21 protein-coding genes are annotated in these 19,969 nt (G+C 55.4%); 10 read left to right on the top strand and 11 right to left on the bottom strand.

The window, feature by feature from the left end:
• Positions 1-30 precede the first annotated feature (30 nt).
• The 5 genes from gyrB to RMR21_RS14190 all read right to left on the bottom strand — a co-directional run bounded on the left by gyrB (position 31) and on the right by RMR21_RS14190 (position 5,384).
• Entirely contained in the window at positions 31-2,469 is a 2,439-nt protein-coding gene (gene gyrB / locus RMR21_RS14210; RefSeq protein ID WP_498668620.1) for a DNA topoisomerase (ATP-hydrolyzing) subunit B, read from the bottom strand.
• A gap of 160 nt (positions 2,470-2,629) precedes the next feature.
• Entirely contained in the window at positions 2,630-2,995 is a 366-nt protein-coding gene (locus tag RMR21_RS14205) for a helix-turn-helix domain-containing protein (RefSeq protein ID WP_498668619.1), read from the bottom strand.
• Positions 2,992-3,570, bottom strand: a complete 579-nt coding sequence (locus RMR21_RS14200) for a Smr/MutS family protein (RefSeq protein ID WP_498668618.1) — start codon at positions 3,568-3,570, stop codon at positions 2,992-2,994. Before RMR21_RS14200 ends, RMR21_RS14205 begins: the two co-directional genes overlap by 4 nt.
• Positions 3,571-4,689 (bottom strand): murein transglycosylase A, encoded by a 1,119-nt coding sequence (gene mltA / locus RMR21_RS14195; protein ID WP_498668617.1) that lies wholly within the window; start codon positions 4,687-4,689, stop codon positions 3,571-3,573. It abuts the gene before it with no gap.
• On the bottom strand, positions 4,686-5,384 hold the full coding sequence (locus RMR21_RS14190; protein ID WP_498668616.1) for a Tim44/TimA family putative adaptor protein: 699 nt from the start codon (positions 5,382-5,384) through the stop codon (positions 4,686-4,688). The genes mltA and RMR21_RS14190 overlap by 4 nt, the downstream gene beginning before the upstream one ends.
• 252 nt (positions 5,385-5,636) lie before the next feature.
• Here RMR21_RS14190 and RMR21_RS14185 point away from each other — a divergent pair, with 252 nt between their 5' ends.
• Together RMR21_RS14185 and secB are read left to right on the top strand one after the other, a co-directional pair.
• The gene (locus tag RMR21_RS14185; protein WP_498668615.1) at positions 5,637-6,149 is read left to right on the top strand and encodes an FxsA family protein; all 513 of its coding nucleotides are present in this window, start codon (positions 5,637-5,639) and stop codon (positions 6,147-6,149) included.
• Positions 6,150-6,233: 84 nt separating this feature from the next.
• Complete coding sequence (secB, locus tag RMR21_RS14180) at positions 6,234-6,716, top strand: protein-export chaperone SecB (RefSeq protein WP_113493620.1); 483 nt, start codon at positions 6,234-6,236, stop codon at positions 6,714-6,716.
• Between the two features lie 85 nt (positions 6,717-6,801).
• Here secB and dnaQ read toward each other — a convergent pair whose 3' ends face one another.
• From dnaQ to RMR21_RS14155, 5 genes are read right to left on the bottom strand one after another with little or no spacing between them, the layout of a single operon-like run.
• The gene (dnaQ, locus tag RMR21_RS14175) at positions 6,802-7,503 is read right to left on the bottom strand and encodes a DNA polymerase III subunit epsilon (RefSeq protein WP_498668614.1); all 702 of its coding nucleotides are present in this window, start codon (positions 7,501-7,503) and stop codon (positions 6,802-6,804) included.
• 2 nt (positions 7,504-7,505) lie between these two features.
• Positions 7,506-8,105, bottom strand: coding sequence for a dephospho-CoA kinase (coaE, locus tag RMR21_RS14170; RefSeq protein ID WP_498668613.1), 600 nt, complete (start codon positions 8,103-8,105; stop codon positions 7,506-7,508).
• Positions 8,102-8,962 carry a shikimate dehydrogenase gene (locus RMR21_RS14165; protein ID WP_498668612.1) on the bottom strand — a complete coding sequence of 287 codons (861 nt, stop codon included), beginning with the start codon at positions 8,960-8,962 and terminating at the stop codon, positions 8,102-8,104. The genes coaE and RMR21_RS14165 overlap by 4 nt, the downstream gene beginning before the upstream one ends.
• On the bottom strand, positions 8,955-9,554 hold the full coding sequence (locus RMR21_RS14160; RefSeq protein ID WP_498668611.1) for a Maf-like protein: 600 nt from the start codon (positions 9,552-9,554) through the stop codon (positions 8,955-8,957). Before RMR21_RS14160 ends, RMR21_RS14165 begins: the two co-directional genes overlap by 8 nt.
• A gap of 32 nt (positions 9,555-9,586) precedes the next feature.
• A complete protein-coding gene (locus RMR21_RS14155) occupies positions 9,587-10,408 on the bottom strand; it encodes a pyruvate, water dikinase regulatory protein (RefSeq protein WP_498668610.1) in 822 nt (273 codons plus the stop codon).
• A gap of 406 nt (positions 10,409-10,814) precedes the next feature.
• On the opposite strand from RMR21_RS14155, the gene hemE reads away from it, so the two are divergent.
• The 8 genes from hemE to RMR21_RS14115 all read left to right on the top strand — a co-directional run bounded on the left by hemE (position 10,815) and on the right by RMR21_RS14115 (position 19,669).
• Positions 10,815-11,849 (top strand): uroporphyrinogen decarboxylase, encoded by a 1,035-nt coding sequence (gene hemE, locus RMR21_RS14150; protein WP_498668609.1) that lies wholly within the window; start codon positions 10,815-10,817, stop codon positions 11,847-11,849.
• On the top strand, positions 11,846-12,391 hold the full coding sequence (gene hemJ / locus RMR21_RS14145) for a protoporphyrinogen oxidase HemJ (RefSeq protein ID WP_498668608.1): 546 nt from the start codon (positions 11,846-11,848) through the stop codon (positions 12,389-12,391). Before hemE ends, hemJ begins: the two co-directional genes overlap by 4 nt.
• A gap of 187 nt (positions 12,392-12,578) precedes the next feature.
• Positions 12,579-13,844, top strand: coding sequence for a transcription termination factor Rho (rho, locus tag RMR21_RS14140; protein ID WP_108722654.1), 1,266 nt, complete (start codon positions 12,579-12,581; stop codon positions 13,842-13,844).
• Between the two features lie 136 nt (positions 13,845-13,980).
• Positions 13,981-15,303: a tRNA uridine-5-carboxymethylaminomethyl(34) synthesis GTPase MnmE gene (gene mnmE / locus RMR21_RS14135; RefSeq protein WP_498668607.1), complete on the top strand. Its 1,323-nt coding sequence runs from the start codon at positions 13,981-13,983 to the stop codon at positions 15,301-15,303.
• Between the two features lie 51 nt (positions 15,304-15,354).
• A complete protein-coding gene (gene mnmG, locus RMR21_RS14130) occupies positions 15,355-17,235 on the top strand; it encodes a tRNA uridine-5-carboxymethylaminomethyl(34) synthesis enzyme MnmG (RefSeq protein WP_498668606.1) in 1,881 nt (626 codons plus the stop codon).
• Positions 17,236-17,246: 11 nt separating this feature from the next.
• Positions 17,247-17,864 (top strand): 16S rRNA (guanine(527)-N(7))-methyltransferase RsmG, encoded by a 618-nt coding sequence (gene rsmG, locus RMR21_RS14125; protein WP_498668605.1) that lies wholly within the window; start codon positions 17,247-17,249, stop codon positions 17,862-17,864.
• A 20-nt stretch (positions 17,865-17,884) separates the two neighbouring features.
• Positions 17,885-18,676 carry a ParA family protein gene (locus tag RMR21_RS14120; RefSeq protein WP_498668604.1) on the top strand — a complete coding sequence of 264 codons (792 nt, stop codon included), beginning with the start codon at positions 17,885-17,887 and terminating at the stop codon, positions 18,674-18,676.
• Between the two features lie 108 nt (positions 18,677-18,784).
• Positions 18,785-19,669: a ParB/RepB/Spo0J family partition protein gene (locus RMR21_RS14115; protein WP_498668603.1), complete on the top strand. Its 885-nt coding sequence runs from the start codon at positions 18,785-18,787 to the stop codon at positions 19,667-19,669.
• 62 nt (positions 19,670-19,731) lie between these two features.
• Here RMR21_RS14115 and RMR21_RS14110 read toward each other — a convergent pair whose 3' ends face one another.
• On the bottom strand, positions 19,732-19,932 hold the full coding sequence (locus RMR21_RS14110) for a DUF1674 domain-containing protein (protein ID WP_498668602.1): 201 nt from the start codon (positions 19,930-19,932) through the stop codon (positions 19,732-19,734).
• Positions 19,933-19,969 lie beyond the last annotated feature (37 nt).

Below are 19,969 nucleotides of genomic sequence, written 5' to 3'. Positions count from 1 at the left end.
AATCGTCCGAGACGACGATCCACTAGAAAACTAGATATCGAGGTTGGCGACGTTCAGCGCATTTTCCTGAATGAAGTCGCGGCGGGGCTCGACCTCGTCTCCCATTAGGCGGGCAAACAGGCTGTCGGCATCTGTCGCGTCTGGAATCTTGACCTGCAGCAGCGAACGTACATTGGCGTCGAGCGTGGTTTCCCAGAGCTGTTCGGCATTCATTTCGCCAAGGCCCTTATAACGCTGCATCGACAGTCCCTTGCGACCGGCGGCAAAGATCGCATCGAGAAGCGAGCGCGGGCCTGCTATCGTCATCGTGCCGTCCTTGCGCTGCAGAACGGGCGGCGTCTTGTAGATGTCGCCCATGCGGGTGGCCAGCTGGTCGATGTGTCGCGCGTCGGCGGACCCCATCAGGCCCATATCCAGCGTCGAGACTTCCTTGACGCCACGCACCATGCGCCAAAAGCGCAGGCCACCATCATCAAGAACTTCACCGGTCCAGCCGCGCTCCGTCTCTTCGGCAATCATGTCGAGACGACGCGCAACCTCAGCAACCGTTGCCTCAGCCTTGCTCGCATCTGCTGACAGTTCCGGGTTCAGCGCACCGGCGATGGCCGCCTGCTCGACAATAGAACGGCTGTAGCGTGAATGGAGATTGTCGATCAGCGAGCGCATGCGAACCGCGTCCAGAATGACCTCGCGCAAATCCTGGCCGACGCGGACTTCGCCGGAGCCCACCGTCAGCGATGCCTCTTCGATGCCCATGGAAATCAGATAGTCTTCCAGTGCCTTTTCGTCTTTCAGATACTGGACGGACTTACCGCGCGTGACCTTATAGAGCGGTGGCTGGGCAATATAGAGGTGACCGCGCTCAATCAGTTCCGGCATCTGACGGAAAAAGAAGGTCAGCAGAAGCGTGCGAATATGCGCACCATCCACGTCAGCATCGGTCATGATGATTATCTTGTGATAACGCAGCTTGTCGGCGTTGAACTCGTCCTTGCCGATGGACGTGCCAAGCGCCATGATGAGCGTGCCGATCTCCTGGCTGGACAACATCTTGTCGAAACGCGCACGTTCCACATTAAGGATTTTGCCGCGCAGTGGCAGGATAGCCTGTGTTTCACGTGAACGCCCCTGCTTTGCAGAACCACCGGCCGAGTCGCCCTCCACGAGGAAGACTTCGGACTTCGCTGGATCGCGCTCGGAGCAATCGGCCAGCTTACCCGGCAAGGACGAGATATCGAGCGCGCCCTTGCGGCGGGTCAATTCACGGGCCTTGCGGGCAGCTTCACGGGCAATTGCCGCTTCTACCACTTTGCCGACGAGAATCTTCGCTTCGGTCGGGTGTTCTTCGAACCAGGTGCTCAAGGCTTCGTTGACGAGGTTTTCGACAACGGGTCGAACTTCAGAGGACACCAGCTTGTCTTTTGTCTGCGACGAGAATTTCGGGTCGGGAACCTTGACGGAGAGAACAGCCGTCAAACCTTCACGGCAATCTTCACCCTGGAGGGAAACCTTTTCACGCTTGGTAATGCCGGAACTATCGGCGTACGACGTCACCTGGCGCGTCAGCGCACCACGGAAACCGGCCATATGCGTGCCGCCATCGCGCTGGGGAATGTTGTTGGTAAAGCACAGCATGTTTTCATGGTAGGTATCATTCCACCACATGGCGACTTCAACGGTAATGCCATCTTTTTCGCCGATGATATAGACCGGCTTGTCGACCAAGGGCTTCTTGGCTCTGTCCAGATACCGCACGAAGGCTGCAAGACCGCCATCATACAGCATCTCTTCCTGCTTGATGTCGGAATGGCGCTTGTCGGTCAAAAGGATACGCACACCGGAATTCAGGAAGGCCAGTTCGCGCAACCGGTGTTCCAGCGTCGCGTAGGTATATTCGGTCATGGTGAAGGTTTCGGTGCTGGCAAGGAATGTCACTTCCGTGCCGGAGCGACCCTCATAGTCGCCCACGATCTTCAGCGGGCCATCGGCGACGCCATGCGTGAAGGAGATCTCATGGATTTTTCCGTTACGGCGGATGCGCAGCTTTAGCCAGACCGACAGCGCGTTCACCACGGAAACACCGACGCCGTGCAGACCACCTGATACCTTGTACGAGTTCTGGTCGAACTTTCCGCCCGCATGCAACTGCGTCATGATGACTTCAGCCGCCGAGACGCCCTCGCCGGTGTGAATATCGGTTGGAATGCCGCGACCGTTATCCGTTACCGACACCGAACCATCGGCGTTCAGCGTGACCGTTACGAGATCGGCATGCCCAGCCAGAGCCTCATCGATGGCGTTGTCGACGACTTCGTAAACCATGTGGTGCAGACCGGAACCGTCGTCGGTGTCGCCAATATACATGCCGGGGCGTTTGCGCACCGCATCAAGGCCTTTCAGGACCTTGATCGAGTCGGCTCCATAGGCTGCACTGGCGGCGTTTTTTTCGCTCGACGTCGTTTCAGTCATAAGCACTCTTTCCAAATGTATCTGTCGCAGCGCCCTCTGAAACCAAGATAGCGCGGCAGCGAATCACTTTAAATCTGACGTGTGACTATAGAAATTCCGCCCCGATATCCAAAGTCCACAAGCGCCAAAACCAGCTAGAAAGCAGGGGATAGCGTGGGTTTCAATCGCAAGAACGGCTTTTTTGCAGCACCTCTGCCAATTCCTCTATCACAATTGGCGGCAGCTTGCGAATATTCCGCGCCAATCCGTTGGCGAAAGCGGTATATTCCTGCGGTAACCCGGCGGTATCAATGACGACACGTGGGTCGGATGTACCGGCCAGCGAGAAAAGCTCGTCCGCCTCATCCCAGATGATGTTGAAATAACCGGCGATGCGCTGAAGCAGATCGAAGCTTGGCTTGCCACGTTTTCCATGTTCCAGTGCAGAGAGATAGGCAGGCGATACGCCGATCGACAATGCCATCTGCTTTTGCGTCACGCCCTTCTTTTCGCGAAGAAGACGAACCGCCTCGGCAAACGGTGTCATGAGGTGTCTCCGCGTCGGCGGGCGAGACGGACATAGAGCGCGCCATCACCGCCATGGTTCATCGAGGCGTCCTCATAGGACGAAATGAGGTGGCGGTATTCCGGTTTGGAAAACCACATCGGTACCGCCCGTTTCAGGGCACCATCGCTGCCCATCGAGCGGCCCTTGCCAGTGATGACCAGAACGTGGCGCAGCCCGCGCTCATGGGCGCGGACCAGAAAATCGAGAAGAACCGCGTGGGCCTCGCTCTGGAACATGCCGTGAAGATCGATCCGCGCTTCGAGCGGCAATCGCCCGCGGGTAAGCTTGCGCTTTACAGGCTTTTCCAGTGGGCTGTGAATGCGCTTTTTGTCCAGTTCCATCGCGACCGGTTGCGGTACCGGCTCGATGATCATCTTCGGAAAAGGAGGAATGGGCTTTTTTGCGGGTGTTGCCGGGGGAGCGGGTTCGACCTCGGCTTCCAGGGCCTCGAAGGCGATAAGATCTTCGACGCGCCCGGAAATCAGCCGCGTCGTCTTGGCGACCTTTCCCCATAAGATGCGTTCGTCCCGACCGAGTTTGCGCCCACCCTTCATCTAGCGATACCTTTCCGCCGCCTCACGCGGAATAAGGATATAGAAATCAGCGTTGTTGCGCACCGTCCCGGCCAGTTCCCCTGCCTGATCACCGGAGCCGGTGAAAATATCGCCACGCGCAGGACCAACAATGGCAGAACCCGTATCGAGCGCCAGCATCAAACGCGCAAAAGGGCGCCCGTCATCCAGATGGGTCAGGCTTTGCGAACTGATATAAAACGGAAAGCCGAAGGTGTGGATCAGGCGATCAACCGCAAGCGCCCTGCCCGCAACCAACGGCACCTTGGCCGCCGCAACCGGTCCAAGCTCCAGGCCCTCCACATCCGCCTCCCGGAAGAAAATGTAGGATCGATTGTGCCACAAGACCTCGTTCACGTCATCAGGGTGGTCGTTGAGCCATTGGCGAATGGTCTGCATCGAGATGGTGGAGGGTTCAAGCTCGCCCCTGTCCAGCAAAAGGCGACCAATGGCTGAAAACGGGTGTCCTGCCTTTGCCGCATAAGTGATGCGCCTGATCGTTCCATCGGCATAACATAACCGCGCAGCGCCTTGCACATGCACGAAAAACAGATCGACCTTCGATTTTGCCCAGGCAATCTCAAGGCCTCGACCATCCAGATAACCCCGGTCGATCTCGCCCCTGTCGGGATAGGTCGAAATCCTATCACCACGCTGCAGGCCGAAGGCATAGGATGTATCCATATCGGGTGGCCTGTTCGCATCATCCAGATCAACCAGATCAGGTGGGCGGCGATAGATCGGATATTTGAAGGTCGCATCGGGCTTTGCCGCCACTGCGAGTTCCGGCTCGTAAAACGCGGTTACGAAGCCACTTTTGCCGTGAGAGGGCACTATCTTGAAGGGTACGCAATGGTCTTCGAAAAACAGCCGAGCCGAGCCTGCGTCCTTGAAGCTGGTTTCATCAGCTTTCTCCAGTATCGCAGAAAGCTCCTGTGCACTCAGTCCCAATGCGCCGGTGCGGTAGGGTTTAGCATGGCGCAGATGAGAGAGGACGGATTGCATGGCCGGAAACAGCGAAGAAGGATCGTCCGCCTGCCAACGTGGCAGTTGGTCGAATGACACCTCTTCTAAGACGAAATCCCGGCCAGTGCTGCTCATTGTTCGGATTCGGTCGCAATCAGCTTCCAGTTTGGATCGCGTGAGCGGATATCACGTGAGAAGGTCCAGATGTCGTCGACATCCGATACGCTTTCGGGGTCCCCATCGATCAGCTTGCCGTCCTTGTCGTAGGTGGCGGAAATCAACTGGCTGACGATGCGCAAGGTGATCTGCTCTTCGGAATCGCGAATGCTGGCCTGGGTAATATCGATCTTTTCAGTGCCGACGAATGTGGATTTCACCACTTCGCCACGGCTTTCCCGGTCGGAAATGGCGGCGTCGAAGCCCTCGTACACTTCCTTGGAAAGGAGGTCTTTGAGGATCTTTCTGTCGCCTTCGGCAAACGCCATGACAATCATCTCATACGCCATCCGCGCGCCGTTCAGGAATTCCTTCGGACGGAAGGTCGGATCAGTCTTGTTCAGTTCCCGTAAAGAATCATTGAGCGCAGATCCCACAGGTGCGACAGCGTCGATCTCCGCGAAGCGGTTTTCCTCTTCGTCGTCGCCGCGCTTCGGCAAGGTCACGACCTTGTTATCGTCAGCAGTAGGAGATTTGACCGCATCGCGCGGAGAATAGGGATCAACAGGCGGCTTTTCATTGCCGGTACGACGACCAAGGACACTGCGAAGCTGGAAGAAAACCAGCACCGCAACCACAAGAAAAAACAATGTTATAAGGTCGCTTGCGTTCATCTTTTACCGACACCACCATTTAAATTCAAATTTCTACACATCATATAGTCTGCATCTGTTCATCATTCAAATATGCAGATTCACGCGCTGGTCTCCCAAGGCGGGCAATTTGTCGATATGGTCCAGGTTCAAGCATCGGACGAACCTGAAACGCTTTGTGTTACGTCCGGTGCGCAGGTTCATTTCGTTGGGACATCTTCGTTTGCGTTCGGATGAGACGCACGGGTTCCGACAACACGCAAGGTTCGGATTATGCGTTTCTCTTTGTTGCCCGTCGTCGTCCTGTTGATGCCGATCCTGGAAATTGCCGGCTTCATCGTCGTTGGCAAGGCGCTCGGCGTCTGGCTGACGCTGGCGCTCATTCTGTTCACCTCGTTCCTCGGCCTCGTTATCTTGAGGTCCGGCGGCCTTGGGATGATGCGCAATCTTCAAAATGCCAGCCGCACCGGCGGCGAGCCAGCGCAAGCCATCGTCAATGGCGGCATGCGTGTCATCGCGGGTATTCTCCTGTTCCTGCCCGGCTTCATCACCGATACGATCGGCCTTCTTCTTCTTATCCCCGGCTTCCGGTCGCTGATCTGGAAATCCTTCGGTCCACGCATCGTCGTGGCAAGCTCGTTCAAATCGAGGGGATTTCGTCCCGGTGCGCAGGGCGAACCATCGGCAAAGGTGGTCGATCTGGATGAAGACGACTTCCACCGCGATGGTCCTGCGCAATCTCCCTGGTCGCAAAACCGGGATGACCGAGACTTGCCCAAACCCTGATGCCAACCCTCATATCAAAGGGTTGTAAGCCCATGGTCGAGATGATAGACGGGCTTCCAAGAATTCAATCCGCGAGGACATATTATGACCACTGAAAACGGTGCGCAGGACGGTGCAAACCCCTCCCTCAACATTCTGACCCAGTACACGAAAGACCTGTCTTTCGAGAATCCGGGCGCTCCCCGTTCGCTTCAGGCCCGCGATGGTGCGCCTGCGATCAACATCAATGTCAACGTCAATGCGAACCCGATTTCCGGTTCGGACTTCGACGTGGTGCTGACGCTAAACGCCGAAGCCAAGGATGGTGACAAGGTTCTGTTCGTGGCCGAACTGGTCTATGGCGGCGTCTTCCGCATCACCGGTTTTCCGCAGGAGCATATGCTGCCGGTTCTCTTTATCGAGTGCCCGCGTCTTCTCTTCCCATTCGCGCGCCAGATCATCGCAGACGTGACGCGCAATGGTGGCTTTCCGCCACTGATGATCGACCCGATCGATTTTTCGCAGATGTTTGCGCAGCGCGTTGCAGAAGAACAGGCCCGCGCCAAGGTTCAAGCCGTTCCGAACTGATCTTCAAACCATTGATCGAAAACAAACCCGGGTCTCAAGCCCGGGTTTTTTAATGCGCGGATTTTCCGACGCCACATCGACATGGTCAGTTCTGCTGATATTTGTTCCAGATCGCCTTTTCGCCCATCGACAGAACAAGCTTGCCGTGCGCCGCCGCTGCGTCGGCATCCAATCGCGATGGCAACGTTCTTTCCCGTGTTATCCCTTCAACCGGGATGTCGTCCACGATCCCTGTCGATTGAGTCTTCACGGCAGTTCCGAAACCCAGGGCCGTCTGCCGCCCGCCAATCATCTCGATATAGACTTCGGCCAGAAGTTCGGAGTCCAACAACGCGCCGTGCCTGGTGCGATGGGAATTGTCGATCCCATATCGACGGCAGAGTGCATCCAGCGAGTTCGGACCCATCGGGTGCTTGCGCCGCGCCATCGACAGGGTGTCGGTCACGACTTCAGGCGAGACGGCTTCGATGCCGAGCCGGGCGAATTCGGCGTTGATGAAGCCCATATCGAATGTCGCATTGTGGGCGACCCAGCGTGCGCCTTCGAAGAAATCTCTGATTTCCTGAACGACATCCTCGAATTTCGGCTTGTCCTGCAGGAACTCATCAGTCAGACCGTGCACGGCCAAAGCGTCAGGATGAACCTTGCGATCCCCCGGATTAATGTAGAGATGCAGCGTGCGGCCGGTTGGAAAATGGTTGAACAGCTCGATGCCACCGATTTCGATGATGCGGTCGGCCTTGGATTCCAGCCCCGTCGTTTCCGTATCGAAGATGATTTCGCGCATTGTCACATGTCCCCGTGTTGATCTGACCGCAAGGCGGCCAGCACTGCCATCACCTGTTCTTTCGCATCATCCAGGCTTTTGCCCGTATCGATGACGAAATCGGCACGCCTTCTCTTTTCCTCATCCGGCATCTGCCGCGCAAGGATCATCTGAAACTTTTCCTCGCTCATCCCCGGTCGTGAAAAAACACGCTGCCGTTGGATCTCGGGCGGACAAGAGACGACGACCACGGTGTCCACCCGCGCCTGCGCGCCGGTTTCATACAGCAACGGAATATCCAGAAGCCCGAACTCCGCACCCCTCAAGCGCTGCGCATCCAGAAACTGCTTCTGCTTCTTTTGGACGAGCGGATGAACCAACTGTTCCAGCACCTGAAAGTGAGCCGGATTCTCACGCAGTGTCCCAACCAGCCTTTCGCGATCCACGCGCCCGTTTTGCGTGGTGCCAGGGAACGCATTTTCGATCAACGGCACCGCCTCATCGCCGTAGAGATCATGCACCAGCGCATCGGAATCGCAGACGGCCACGCCCTCACCAGCAAACAGTCCAGCCGTGGTCGATTTTCCCATTCCAATGGAGCCTGTCAGGCCAATGGTGATCATGCGTGCTTGTCCATGTCAGCGATGATGATCGCCCGCAATTCTTCGTTTACGTCAGGTGTTTCTCCGAACCATTTTTCAAAGCCGGGTTTTGCCTGATAAAGAAGCATGCCAAGGCCATCGACGGTCGTGAAACCCTGGTCCTGCGCCGCTTTGAGGATCGGCGTCTTCAAGGGAATATAGACCACGTCCGTCACGACAGCATTCGAGAAAATGGCAGAAAAATCGATCTGTGGTGCTTCTGCGCCATCCATGCCCAATGAGGTCGTGTTGACGAACAGGCCTGCACCAGCGAGAACCTCCGGCAGTGCTTCCAGAGGATGGGCAAAGACACGCACGCCAAACCGACTACGCAATTCTTTTGCGCGACCAACCGTCCGGTTGACGACATTGATTTCGCCGATACCGCGATTGCGGAGCGCCTGAATAACCGAACGACTGGCACCGCCTGCGCCCAGAACCACCGCCCTGTCGGCCATATCCCAGCCTGGGCAGCGGGCGTCGAGATTTGACAGGAAGCCATAGCCATCGGTATTGGTCGCATGAAGCTGACCATCTTCCAACCATAAAGTGTTTGCGGCACCCAGCTCTTGCGCGACGTCATCAGGCTTGTCAGCCAATCGGTAGGCGGATTCCTTATGCGGTATCGTGACGTTGCCACCGACAAAGTTGCTCTTGCCAGACTTCAAATCGACGATGAAATCTTCGAACATCTCAGGCGCAACCGCAATCGCATCATAGGAACCGTCAAGACCGAAAGCTTTGAGCCAATAGCGGTGAATGAGTGGAGACCGGGAGTGTTTGATCGGGTATCCCGTCACAAAGGCCTTGATGGTTAATGTTTCACGTGAATCAACCATCGATCAGGCCCAGATCCCGCAGTTTTGTTAAGAGAGGCAAAAGCGGTAGTCCGAGAATGGTAAAATAGTCGCCTTCTATCGCACTGAACAGCTGGATGCCCTCCCCTTCCAACTGATAGGCGCCGACACTGGATAACACCTTCTGTCCCACCCGCTTCAGATGACGTTCGACGAAATCGTCGGTCAGCGGGCGAACCGTCAGGTCTGCAAATGTCACGGTTTCCCAGATAACAGTTCCTTTGTGCGCCAGGGCCGCACCGCAATTCAGGCGATGCGTTTTTCCAGACAACGAAATGAGATTAGCATGAGCCTCGGCTATATCTCTCGGCTTGTGATAAATGCGTGATCCCAGTGACATGGTTTGGTCACAACCCAGCACGAAAGCGTCCGATTGCGCTGCGCTGACGGCAAGGGCTTTTGCTCTGGCAAGTTCCACGGCAACACGGTCAGGCGTAGCGCCGTCTTTCACCAACTGCGTGTCTATGGCGCGCTCGTCGATATCGGCCGGCTGGGCCGTAAAGGTCAGACCGGCATTGCGCATCAGCATCTGCCGGGACGCACTCGTGGATGCAAGGATAAGGTCCGGTTTCATCAACCCAGTCTCCGAAGAAGGAAGCGAAGGGATTAACGTGTCCTTTGCCGAAGGGCAAGAATGGCGGCAGCTGTCTCTTCGATCGAGCGCCGCGTTACGTCAATCAGCGGCCAATCATTGCGGGCGCAAAGCGCGCGGGCATATTTCAGCTCCTCCATAATGGTCGCCCGGTCTGTATATTGTCTGCGGTCAAAACCGCCTGTTGTACCCAATTCGCGGTTTTCCCGAACCTGAGATATCCTATCGGACGTCGCGACCAGTCCGACGATCAGCGGCCTTGTGGCCTTATAAAGGCTCTCCGGCAAAGACACGTCCGGTACGACGGGAATGTTGGCGGTTTTGATACCGCGATTGGCGAGATAGATGCTGGTGGGTGTTTTCGATGTGCGGCTGATACCGATAATGACGACATCCGCTTCGTCATAACTTTCCGGCATCTGCCCGTCATCATGATCCATCGCGAAGTTCAGGGCCTCGATGCGGGCGAAATAATCCGCATTGAGTGCATGTTGTGCACCGACCCTGCGCCTGGATGTAGTGCCGAGATAGGTCTGGAAAATGCCGATGACCGGCTCCAGCACATTGACGCAGGGAACGCCGATCGCGTGGCATTGAAAATCCAGGAACTGCGCAAGCTGCTCATCGACGATCGTGTAGAGGACGATACCAGGTTCTTTATCGATGCTATCGATGACCTGCTGAAGCTGTTTCTGGTTTCTGATCATCGGATAAACGTGTTCCAGCGGCATCGCCGCGTGAAACTGGGCCGACACCGCCCTGCCCGCCGACATCAGAGTCTCGCCCGTGGAGTCAGAAATCAGATGAAGATGGAAGAAGCTTTTTGTGTTCTCCACGCTGTTTTCCGCTCCCTGTTGATAACACTGGACAACCTGCCGCGTTGGCCTTGGCCCTGAACCGTCCGGTGTAAAAGTGCCATTTTATCCACAATCGGGTTTTTGTGTAGCAAGTGAAAGGCGACTTGTGAATTGTGAGGAGAACTGAAAGCTCTCAAAAATCATGCCCCGCTTATCCACAGAAAGCTAATCACGGCATTAATATCTAACGAACTGAAAAAAAAGATTAATTCAGATTTATCCCCAATAGCTCCCGAGCTGATGGTTGAACGTTCCAACGCCCTGACAGGTTTTGTCTCCATGCGGCATATCCGCCGGACAGGATTTAATCCTTGCTACTCACAGACTCTAAGAAATAGAAAATCTTTAAGAATCTCTTTTATTATATTTTAGAAAAGATGGGCTGATGGCTGAACGGAACGTTTTGAAGGTATTGAACGGGGAGACACTCACCCCTCCTCCCATCTGGCTTATGAGGCAAGCGGGTCGGTATCTCCCGGAGTATCGAGAAACGCGGAAGGTCGCAGGAAGTTTCCTTGATCTTTGCTATAATCCTGCGCTGGCGACGGAAGTCACCCTTCAGCCTATCCGTCGTTTCGATCTGGATGCAGCGATCCTTTTTTCCGATATTCTGGTGATCCCCGACGCGCTGCATCGCAATGTCACCTTCACCGAAGGGCGCGGTCCGGCGATGGACCCGATCACGGCCGATGAGATTTCGGCACTGAAGGCCGACAATGTTTTGCCGCATCTTGCACCGGTGTTTGAGGCGGTGACACGGCTGAGGCGTGAGCTGCCGTCCAAGACGACACTGCTTGGCTTCTGTGGCGCTCCCTGGACGGTCGCCACCTACATGATTGCGGGACACGGAACACCTGACCAGGCACCTGCGCGGCTGTTCGGCTACCAGCATCCGCAGGCTATGGAACACCTGCTGGCGTTTCTTGCGGAGGCGTCTGCCGACTATCTCGTTTCACAGCTGGATGCGGGTGCAGATGCGGTGCAGATTTTCGATTCCTGGGCGGGTGTTCTCGGTGAAAAGGAATTCGAGGATTATGCGATCAAGCCGGTCGCGCGCATCATCCAGTCCGTTCGGGCCCGGCGCCCTGATGCCAAGATCATCGCTTTTGCCAAGGGTGCCGGTATTCTGTTGAAAGATTACCGCCAGAAAACCAAGGCTGATGCCATTGGCCTCGACTGGAGCGTCCCGCTTTCCTTTGCCCGTGATCTTCAAAAGGACGGGCCTGTGCAGGGCAATCTGGATCCGATGCGCATGGTGGCCGGCGGCAAGGCGCTGCAAGACGGTATCGATGCGATCCTGGAACAGCTTGGCAATGGTCCACTGATCTTCAATCTCGGCCACGGTATTACGCCGCAGGCCGATCCGGAAAATGTAACGAAACTGGTGGCGCGGGTGCGCTCTTACGGGGAGCGGCGATGACACGGGAGAGAGCGACGTCTGACACATCAGGTCGCAAGGCGCGTTTGCGCGCGGCTGCCGCTCTTGTGGTCTTCGTCGGCCTGATTGCCGCTGTCCTGCATGTCGATCCAGCAGATGCCTATCTCTGGATCAAGGCTCTGCACATCATCGCCGTGATCTCTTGGATGGCCGGGTTGTTCTACTTGCCACGGCTTTTCATCTACCACACCGATGCTGAGCCTGGTTCGGACAAGTCCGAGACCTTCAAGGTGATGGAGCAGCGTCTGATCAAGATCATCATGAACCCTGCGATGATGATCTCCTGGGTGTTGGGGCTTTATCTCGCCTGGTCGGTTTATGGTTTCCAGGGTGGCTGGCTGCACGCAAAGATCGCGCTGGTGGTGCTGATGACCGCGACCCACGTCTATTTCAGCCGCAGTGCCAAGCGTTTTTCGCGTGACGAGAACACCCGCACCGCCCGTCACTGGCGGTTGATGAATGAGGCACCGACGCTTCTGATGATCGCCATAGTCATACTGGTGGTTGTGAAACCATTCGGATAACGGCCGTTCACGATAAATTTCTCGGAATTGGTGCTTTCCTCTTGCAGCTTGAAGGCTGAAACGCTATTTTCCGCTCACTCATCTCAATGGCATGTGAATTATTCAGACGTCTGCGGGCCACCCACAGTACCTGATTCGCGAACAAGCCTTCCCCCACACACATATTTTAAAGACGGTCTTTCTCTTCATGGCTGAAATGAAGCTTCAGGAACTCAAGAGCAAATCCCCTACCGATTTGCTGACGTTTGCCGAATCCCTGGAAGTCGAAAATGCGAGCACGATGCGCAAGCAGGAGCTCATGTTTGCAATTCTCAAGGTTCTTGCCAGTCAGGACGTTGAAATCATCGGCGAAGGTGTCGTTGAAGTTCTTCAGGACGGCTTCGGTTTTTTGCGCTCTGCCAATGCCAACTATCTGCCAGGCCCGGATGATATTTATATCTCGCCATCACAGATCCGCCGGTTTTCGCTGAAAACGGGCGACACCGTCGAAGGACCGATCCGTGGACCCAAGGAAGGTGAGCGTTATTTCGCCCTTCTCAAGGTCAACACCATCAACTTCGACGACCCAGAGAAAATTCGCCATAAGGTGCATTTCGACAATTTGACGCCGCTTTATCCGAATGAGCGCTTCAAGCTGGAACTCGAAATACCGACATCCAAGGATCTGTCCGCCCGCGTGATGGACCTCGTCGCACCACTCGGTAAAGGCCAGCGCGGTCTTATTGTTGCGCCACCGCGCACCGGTAAGACCGTCCTTCTGCAAAATATTGCCCACTCGATCACGGCCAACCATCCAGAATGCTATCTGATCGTTCTTCTCATCGACGAACGGCCAGAAGAAGTGACGGACATGCAGCGGTCCGTGAAGGGTGAAGTGGTCTCGTCTACCTTCGATGAGCCAGCTGTTCGCCACGTTCAGGTTGCTGAAATGGTTATTGAGAAGGCCAAGCGTCTTGTCGAGCATGGCCGTGACGTCGTTATCCTGCTCGATTCGATCACGCGCCTCGGCCGTGCCTACAACACCGTCGTGCCGTCTTCCGGCAAGGTCTTGACCGGTGGTGTGGATGCCAATGCCTTGCAGCGTCCAAAGCGCTTCTTCGGTGCCGCCCGCAATATTGAGGAAGGTGGTTCGCTGACGATCATAGCGACGGCTCTGATCGATACAGGCAGCCGCATGGATGAAGTCATCTTCGAAGAGTTCAAGGGAACCGGCAACTCGGAAATCGTGCTGGATCGCAAGGTCGCCGACAAGCGTATCTTCCCATCCATGGACATCCTCAAATCCGGCACGCGTAAGGAAGACCTCCTCGTTCCGCGTCAGGATCTCCAGAAAATCTTCGTTCTGCGTCGTATCTTGGCACCGATGGGCACGACAGATGCCATTGAGTTCCTGATCGACAAGTTGAAGCAGACCAAAAACAATGGCGACTTCTTCGACTCGATGAACACCTAACCAGCTGGGTTCGTCCTGCTAGGTCATAAGGCCGCGTCCGATCAAACGGGCGCGGCCATTCTTTTGAACGGGTTTTGTATAAACCGTGATGAAAGCCGAACTGCCGCGCTGCTAGCGTTTGATGGAGTGAAAACCAATGTTGCTATCCACTGACACGATTTATGCTCTCTCCAGCGGCTCACTACCCGCCGGTGTGGCGATCTTGCGTATCAGCGGTCCAATGGCGCATCATGCGTTGGAGACATTGATCCGAGGGCACTTACCCACGCCCCGGATCGCCGTTCTGAAAACGATTCGGAACCGCAACGATGAAACGATAGACCAGGCGCTAGTCTTCAATTTTCCTGCTCCGAACTCTTTTACCGGCGAGGACTGTGTCGAATTGCATGTCCACGGCAGCAAAGCGGTGGTCGCAGCGATCTTCGAAGAGCTCGCCGTCATACCAGCATTGCGTCCGGCGGAGGCCGGTGAGTTCTCCAAGCGCGCTTATGACAATGGCAAGATGGACCTTCTCGAAGTCGAGGGGCTCGCCGATCTTCTTAAAGCCGAGACGGAAATGCAGCGACGTCTGGCTGTGGAGCAAACCAGTGGCAGACTGTCTGGACTCTATGATGGATGGGCTCATCGTCTAACGCGGTGCCGTGCCTTGATCGAGGCCGAGTTGGACTTTTCCGATGAAGAAGACGTTCCGGATTCGGTATCGGCCCAGGTTTGGAGAGATGTTTCCACTCTACAGGATGAGCTGTATCTGCATTTGAACGCGGGTTCGAGCAGTGAAATCATCCGTGACGGGTTTAAAGTCGCGCTCGTCGGCGCTCCGAATGTCGGAAAATCGACCCTCATGAACGCGTTGAGCGGACGTGACGTGGCGATTGTCACGGACATTGCCGGAACGACGCGTGATGTTCTCAGCGTCGATCTCAATGTTGGCGGATACCTCGTGACGCTTTTCGACACCGCAGGACTGAGAGAAACCGATGATGTGGTGGAGCAAGAAGGCGTGAGGCGCGCACGTCTCACTGCCGAGAATGCGGACCTCATCTTGCTTCTATCTGACATCGATTCGCCCCCGCAACAATTGGCAGTCGAAGACCAGCGGAGAATCCTCAATATCGCAACTAAATCGGATATCATCAAAACCGCCATCGTTCCTTATGATATTGCGCTCTCCGCCAAGAGTGGGTTAGGGCTCGATCAACTTCGATCCGCCATCGCAGCGGCGATTGAAGAGCGTGTTGGCGCATCTCTCACGCTGGCACCCGTCAGGGCGCGCCACAAGAAACGACTTGAAGAGACGTGCAACTATGTTAGTGATGCGTTGACATCAGACGGCATGGATCTAGCGATCCGATCGGAATATCTGCGTCTTGCCGCTACGGCTCTCGGTCGTATCACCGGACGCGTCGATGTAGAAGATTTGCTCGGTGTGATATTTTCCGAGTTCTGTATCGGCAAATGATTCACGTGAAACATCTCGTAGCCTGCGGGCGCGACAGGGATAAAGAGATTTATGATGACATATGATGTCGTTGTAATTGGTGGCGGCCACGCTGGCAGTGAAGCTGCGGCTGCAGCTGCCCGACATGGTGCCAACACTGCACTGCTGACCCATAACAAAATGACGATCGGCGTTATGTCGTGTAACCCCGCCATTGGCGGCCTTGGAAAAGGCCATTTGGTCAGGGAAATCGACGCCCTTGACGGCCTTATGGGGCGTGTCGCAGATCAAGGCGGCATCCAGTTCCGCATGTTGAATCGCAAAAAAGGGCCTGCGGTGCGTGGTCCGCGTACCCAGGCCGATCGCCGTCTTTACCGAGAGGCGATGCAGGCGGAGATTGGCGCCATCGCCAACGTGACGGTCATCGAAGGCGATGCTTTTGATATCGAAATGAAAAACGATGTTATCACCGCCGTTATCCTCTCGGATAACAGGCGCATCGCCTGTCGGGCAGTCGTTCTAACCAGCGGCACGTTTCTGCGGGGCCTCATTCATATCGGTTCCGAAAAGATTCCGGCGGGGCGGGTTGGGGAAAAACCATCTGTCGGATTGTCCGACACGCTTGCGCGTGCGGGACTAGCGATGGGAAGATTGAAAACCGGGACACCCGCTCGCCTCAGCAGCAAGACGATTGATTGGGACGCGGTTGAGCGTCAGGGTGCGGATGACGAACCTGTTCCGTTCTCCTTCATGACCGACAAAATCACAAATCCTCAGATCGAATGTGGCGTCACGAGGACCACACCCGCTGGTCACAAGATCATTCAGGACAACATTCATCTCTCGGCCATGTATTCGGGGCAAATCGAAGGTGTCGGGCCGCGCTATTGCCCGTCGATTGAGGACAAGATCGTCCGCTTCGGTGAACGTGATGGCCACCAGATATTTCTTGAGCCTGAAGGTCTGGACGACGACACCATCTATCCCAATGGTATTTCCACGTCCCTGCCCGCCTTCGTGCAGGAGATGTTCATCAAAACCATACCCGGACTGGAAAAGGTTCAGATTCTCCAGCCGGGATATGCGATCGAATATGACTATGTCGATCCGAGGGAACTGAAGCCGTCGCTGGAATGCCGTAAGGTTGCCGGCCTCTTTCTGGCTGGCCAGATCAATGGTACGACGGGCTATGAGGAGGCTGCTGCGCAGGGTCTTGTTGCGGGCCTCAATGCTTCCCTGTTCGCGGGCGGCGCTGATGCCGTTCATTTCAGCCGGACCGAGTCTTACATCGGTGTCATGATCGATGATCTGACATCCAAGGGTGTGACCGAGCCCTATCGCATGTTTACATCGCGGGCGGAATATCGGCTGTCGCTCCGTGTCGATAATGCCGATCTGCGCCTCACACCAATCGGTATCAAGGCAGGCATTGTCGCAAAGGATCGTTCCAGCCGCTTTGCTGGCTTTCTGGACAATATCGATCGAGAACGTGCTCGGTTGAAAGCGTTGTCTATCACACCAACGCAGGCGGCTAAACACGAGCTGAGGCTGAACAATGATGGCAAGCGAAGAACCGCATACGAGTTGCTTGCTTATCCCGACATCACGTTGAATACGCTAGAAGCGGAATGGCCTGAGTTGGCCTCTGTGAATGGCAAGGTGGCCGAGGTTCTCGAGATCGAGGCCAGCTATGCTGTCTACATGCAGCGTCAAAGCGCTGATATTGTCGATATTAAGCGCGATGAAGATCGCAAGATTCCTGAAGACTTCGATTTCTCAGGTCTTTCCGGATTGTCCAACGAGCTGAAACAAAAGCTTCAAGTCACAAGGCCCATAAATATCGCGCAGGCAGCAAGAGTTGACGGGATGACACCGGCGGCAGTGTCGTTGATTCTTGCGTTGGTCAAAAAAGGCTCGTATAGCCAAACCTCAAAGTTGCGTACACAGCTATAACGAGTCTCAATATGAACATAAACGGCCAAAGTGTTTCACGTGAAACATTGGATCGTCTTGAACACTTCGTCGAGCTTTTCAAGAAATGGAATGCCACGACCAATCTCGTGGCGTCCTCTACGGTTGGGGACATTTGGTCACGACATATCGCCGACAGTGCTCAAATCTTTCAATTGGCACCAAAGCCCCTGATATGGGCAGACCTGGGTAGCGGCGGCGGATTTCCCGGTATCATTACCGCTATTTTTCTCACTGAGTTGAATGAAGGATGGGTCAATCTCATCGAAAGCAACAATAAGAAGGCTGCTTTCCTGCGTGTTGCCCTCAAAGAAACGGGCGCTCGCGGCTCAGTGCATCCTGTTCGGATCGAGTCTGCGCCTGACATCGTCGGCCCCTGTGACGTGATTTCCGCCCGTGCCCTTGCCGATCTCGATCTTCTTATGGATTATATCCAACCCTGGGCCGTCCAGAATGGCGATCTGCGCTGTTTTCTAAATAAAGGCAGGGATTATGAGGCCGAGCTCGAAAAAGCGCGTGGTCGTTGGGATTTCGATCTGTTAATACATAAAAGCAGCGTTGAAGCGAGTTCTGTCGTGCTTGAAGTCAGCCACCTCGCAGCGAAACGCTGATTGACCAGCAGGTGCACCCTATGTTTGACAAAAACCGGATCATCACGATTGCGAACCAGAAGGGTGGCGTTGGCAAGACGACGACTGCCATCAACTTGGCAACGGCGCTCGCGGCCATAGGCGAGCGGGTACTGGTGGTCGATCTCGATCCGCAGGGCAATGCCAGCACAGGTCTCGGCATCGACAGGCGTTCCCGCACGCTGTCCTCTTACGATCTTTTGATCGGCACGAATACAGTCTCTGAGGTTGTCGTGCCGACTGCGGTTCCCAATCTCGATATCATCGCGTCCACGATGGACCTGCTGGGTTTCGAGATGGAGGTCGCCAATGCTGCGAACCGCGTTTTCCTGCTGAAAAACGCCCTTCAATCGGATGAGGCACGAGCCTATTCCTACATCCTCGTGGATTGCCCGCCTTCCTTTAATTTGCTGACGATGAACGCGATGGCGGCTGCGCATTCGGTGCTCGTCCCGCTGCAATGCGAATTTTTCGCTCTCGAAGGATTGAGCCAGTTGCTCGATACGGTCAACCAAATCAGGGTCACCGTCAACCCTGGTCTCGATATCCAGGGTATCGTCTTGACGATGTTCGATTCGCGTAACAATCTTGCGCAGCAGGTCGTGACCGATGTGCGCACTCATCTCGGGGAAAAGGTCTACCACACGTTGATTCCGCGCAATGTGCGTGTGTCCGAGGCACCATCCTATGGTAAGCCTGCGATCCTCTACGACCTCAAATGCGCCGGTAGCCAGGCCTATTTGCAATTGGCATCCGAAGTCATCCAGCGGGAACGTCTTCGTAAAGCGGCCTGACGCAACCCAAAATTTTTCTCAACGGCGTCTTTGGACCGCTTATAATCCCATCATGAGTCTGAACAGCCGTTTTCGTGCGACGCCTCATTGGTTTTACGGAGTTTGAAAATGAGTGATGATCTTTCCAAGCGTCGACTGGGACGCGGACTTGCCGCATTGATAGGTGAAATGGACCAGCCTCTTCCTGTCGGTGAACCACAGAGAGCCGTGACGGCCGACCGGACTATACCCATTGAATTCATCGCCCGCAGCGCCCGCAATCCGCGCAGACATTTCGATGAAGGAGAGTTGCAGGATCTCGCATCCTCTATCCGTCAGCACGGTATCGTTCAGCCTGTCGTGGTACGAACGGTGGCCGAAGGTCGCTATGAGATTATCGCGGGTGAACGTCGCTGGCGCGCCGCGCAACTGGCGGGTTTTACGGATGTTCCGGTCATCGTGCGCGATGTCGATGACCGCACGGCCCTCGAGCTTGCCATTGTTGAAAACGTTCAGCGCTCCGATCTCAACCCGCTGGAAGAAGCAATGGGCTATGACCAGCTGATTGCCGAGCATGGATATACGCAAAACGATCTTGGCGAAATTATCGGCAAGAGCCGCAGTCACGTCGCGAACAGCCTGCGTCTTTTAAAGCTGCCGGAACCGGTACGCGATATGCTGGCGGAAGGTTCGCTTTCGGCCGGCCATGCACGTGCTCTCGTTTCAACGTCGGATCCAACCTTTCTTGCCCGCTCTATCGTGGCCAAGGGTTTGTCGGTTCGTGACGCAGAACGCATGGCACAGGCTGATATTCATATGCAGCTCAACCCGACGCTTCCCCGCAAGGAAGAACACGAGAAGGACTCCGATACTGTCGCGTTGGAGCGCACGTTGTCCGATGCACTGGGCCTGGATGTGAAAATCAACCACAAGGGAAACGGTGGGCATATCCGCATCAATTACCGGACACTCGAACAGCTGGAGAGCGTCTGCCGATTGCTCGAGCAAAAATAAATCTAAATATTTGATATCATTGGTATTTTCACAAAGAAAAGCAAGGCCCAATGGGGTCTTGCTTAAAAATCGATGGCACGCCCCTTGATCTCATAGTCTCCAAAACGAACAGCTTCCGGCCCCTCGCGTCCACCGATCTCTGGTGGCAGTTCCATGGTCTTGGCCTGCTTGCGACGCTCTTCTGCTTCCTGCAAGGCGCGCTGCGCGGCAGGCGAAATCTTTCGCTTGGTATCGGCGCCGTTGTCGTTGTCCGGGTTCTGCATGATCGGTGAGCCCTCATGACGGGATATTGAAAAGCAT

Source organism: Agrobacterium sp. rho-8.1 (genome assembly GCF_033957725.1).
Taxonomy (GTDB): Bacteria; Pseudomonadota; Alphaproteobacteria; order Rhizobiales; family Rhizobiaceae; genus Agrobacterium.
The sequence above is the reverse complement of the archived record's forward strand: the minus strand, read 5'-3'. Positions and strand labels throughout refer to the sequence as shown.

What these genes read in the sequence shown, in the direction of transcription:
- gyrB (WP_498668620.1), bottom strand. Translation starts at nt 2,469, where the DNA reads ATGACTGAAACGACGTCGAGCGAAAAAAACGCCGCCAGTGCAGCCTAT.
- RMR21_RS14205 (WP_498668619.1), bottom strand. Translation starts at nt 2,995, where the DNA reads ATGACACCGTTTGCCGAGGCGGTTCGTCTTCTTCGCGAAAAGAAGGGC.
- RMR21_RS14200 (WP_498668618.1), bottom strand. Translation starts at nt 3,570, where the DNA reads ATGAAGGGTGGGCGCAAACTCGGTCGGGACGAACGCATCTTATGGGGA.
- mltA (WP_498668617.1), bottom strand. Translation starts at nt 4,689, where the DNA reads ATGAGCAGCACTGGCCGGGATTTCGTCTTAGAAGAGGTGTCATTCGAC.
- RMR21_RS14190 (WP_498668616.1), bottom strand. Translation starts at nt 5,384, where the DNA reads ATGAACGCAAGCGACCTTATAACATTGTTTTTTCTTGTGGTTGCGGTG.
- RMR21_RS14185 (WP_498668615.1), top strand. Translation starts at nt 5,637, where the DNA reads ATGCGTTTCTCTTTGTTGCCCGTCGTCGTCCTGTTGATGCCGATCCTG.
- secB (WP_113493620.1), top strand. Translation starts at nt 6,234, where the DNA reads ATGACCACTGAAAACGGTGCGCAGGACGGTGCAAACCCCTCCCTCAAC.
- dnaQ (WP_498668614.1), bottom strand. Translation starts at nt 7,503, where the DNA reads ATGCGCGAAATCATCTTCGATACGGAAACGACGGGGCTGGAATCCAAG.
- coaE (WP_498668613.1), bottom strand. Translation starts at nt 8,105, where the DNA reads ATGATCACCATTGGCCTGACAGGCTCCATTGGAATGGGAAAATCGACC.
- RMR21_RS14165 (WP_498668612.1), bottom strand. Translation starts at nt 8,962, where the DNA reads ATGGTTGATTCACGTGAAACATTAACCATCAAGGCCTTTGTGACGGGA.
- RMR21_RS14160 (WP_498668611.1), bottom strand. Translation starts at nt 9,554, where the DNA reads ATGAAACCGGACCTTATCCTTGCATCCACGAGTGCGTCCCGGCAGATG.
- hemE (WP_498668609.1), top strand. Translation starts at nt 10,815, where the DNA reads ATGGCTGAACGGAACGTTTTGAAGGTATTGAACGGGGAGACACTCACC.
- hemJ (WP_498668608.1), top strand. Translation starts at nt 11,846, where the DNA reads ATGACACGGGAGAGAGCGACGTCTGACACATCAGGTCGCAAGGCGCGT.
- rho (WP_108722654.1), top strand. Translation starts at nt 12,579, where the DNA reads ATGGCTGAAATGAAGCTTCAGGAACTCAAGAGCAAATCCCCTACCGAT.
- mnmE (WP_498668607.1), top strand. Translation starts at nt 13,981, where the DNA reads ATGTTGCTATCCACTGACACGATTTATGCTCTCTCCAGCGGCTCACTA.
- mnmG (WP_498668606.1), top strand. Translation starts at nt 15,355, where the DNA reads ATGATGACATATGATGTCGTTGTAATTGGTGGCGGCCACGCTGGCAGT.
- rsmG (WP_498668605.1), top strand. Translation starts at nt 17,247, where the DNA reads ATGAACATAAACGGCCAAAGTGTTTCACGTGAAACATTGGATCGTCTT.
- RMR21_RS14120 (WP_498668604.1), top strand. Translation starts at nt 17,885, where the DNA reads ATGTTTGACAAAAACCGGATCATCACGATTGCGAACCAGAAGGGTGGC.
- RMR21_RS14115 (WP_498668603.1), top strand. Translation starts at nt 18,785, where the DNA reads ATGAGTGATGATCTTTCCAAGCGTCGACTGGGACGCGGACTTGCCGCA.
- RMR21_RS14110 (WP_498668602.1), bottom strand. Translation starts at nt 19,932, where the DNA reads ATGCAGAACCCGGACAACGACAACGGCGCCGATACCAAGCGAAAGATT.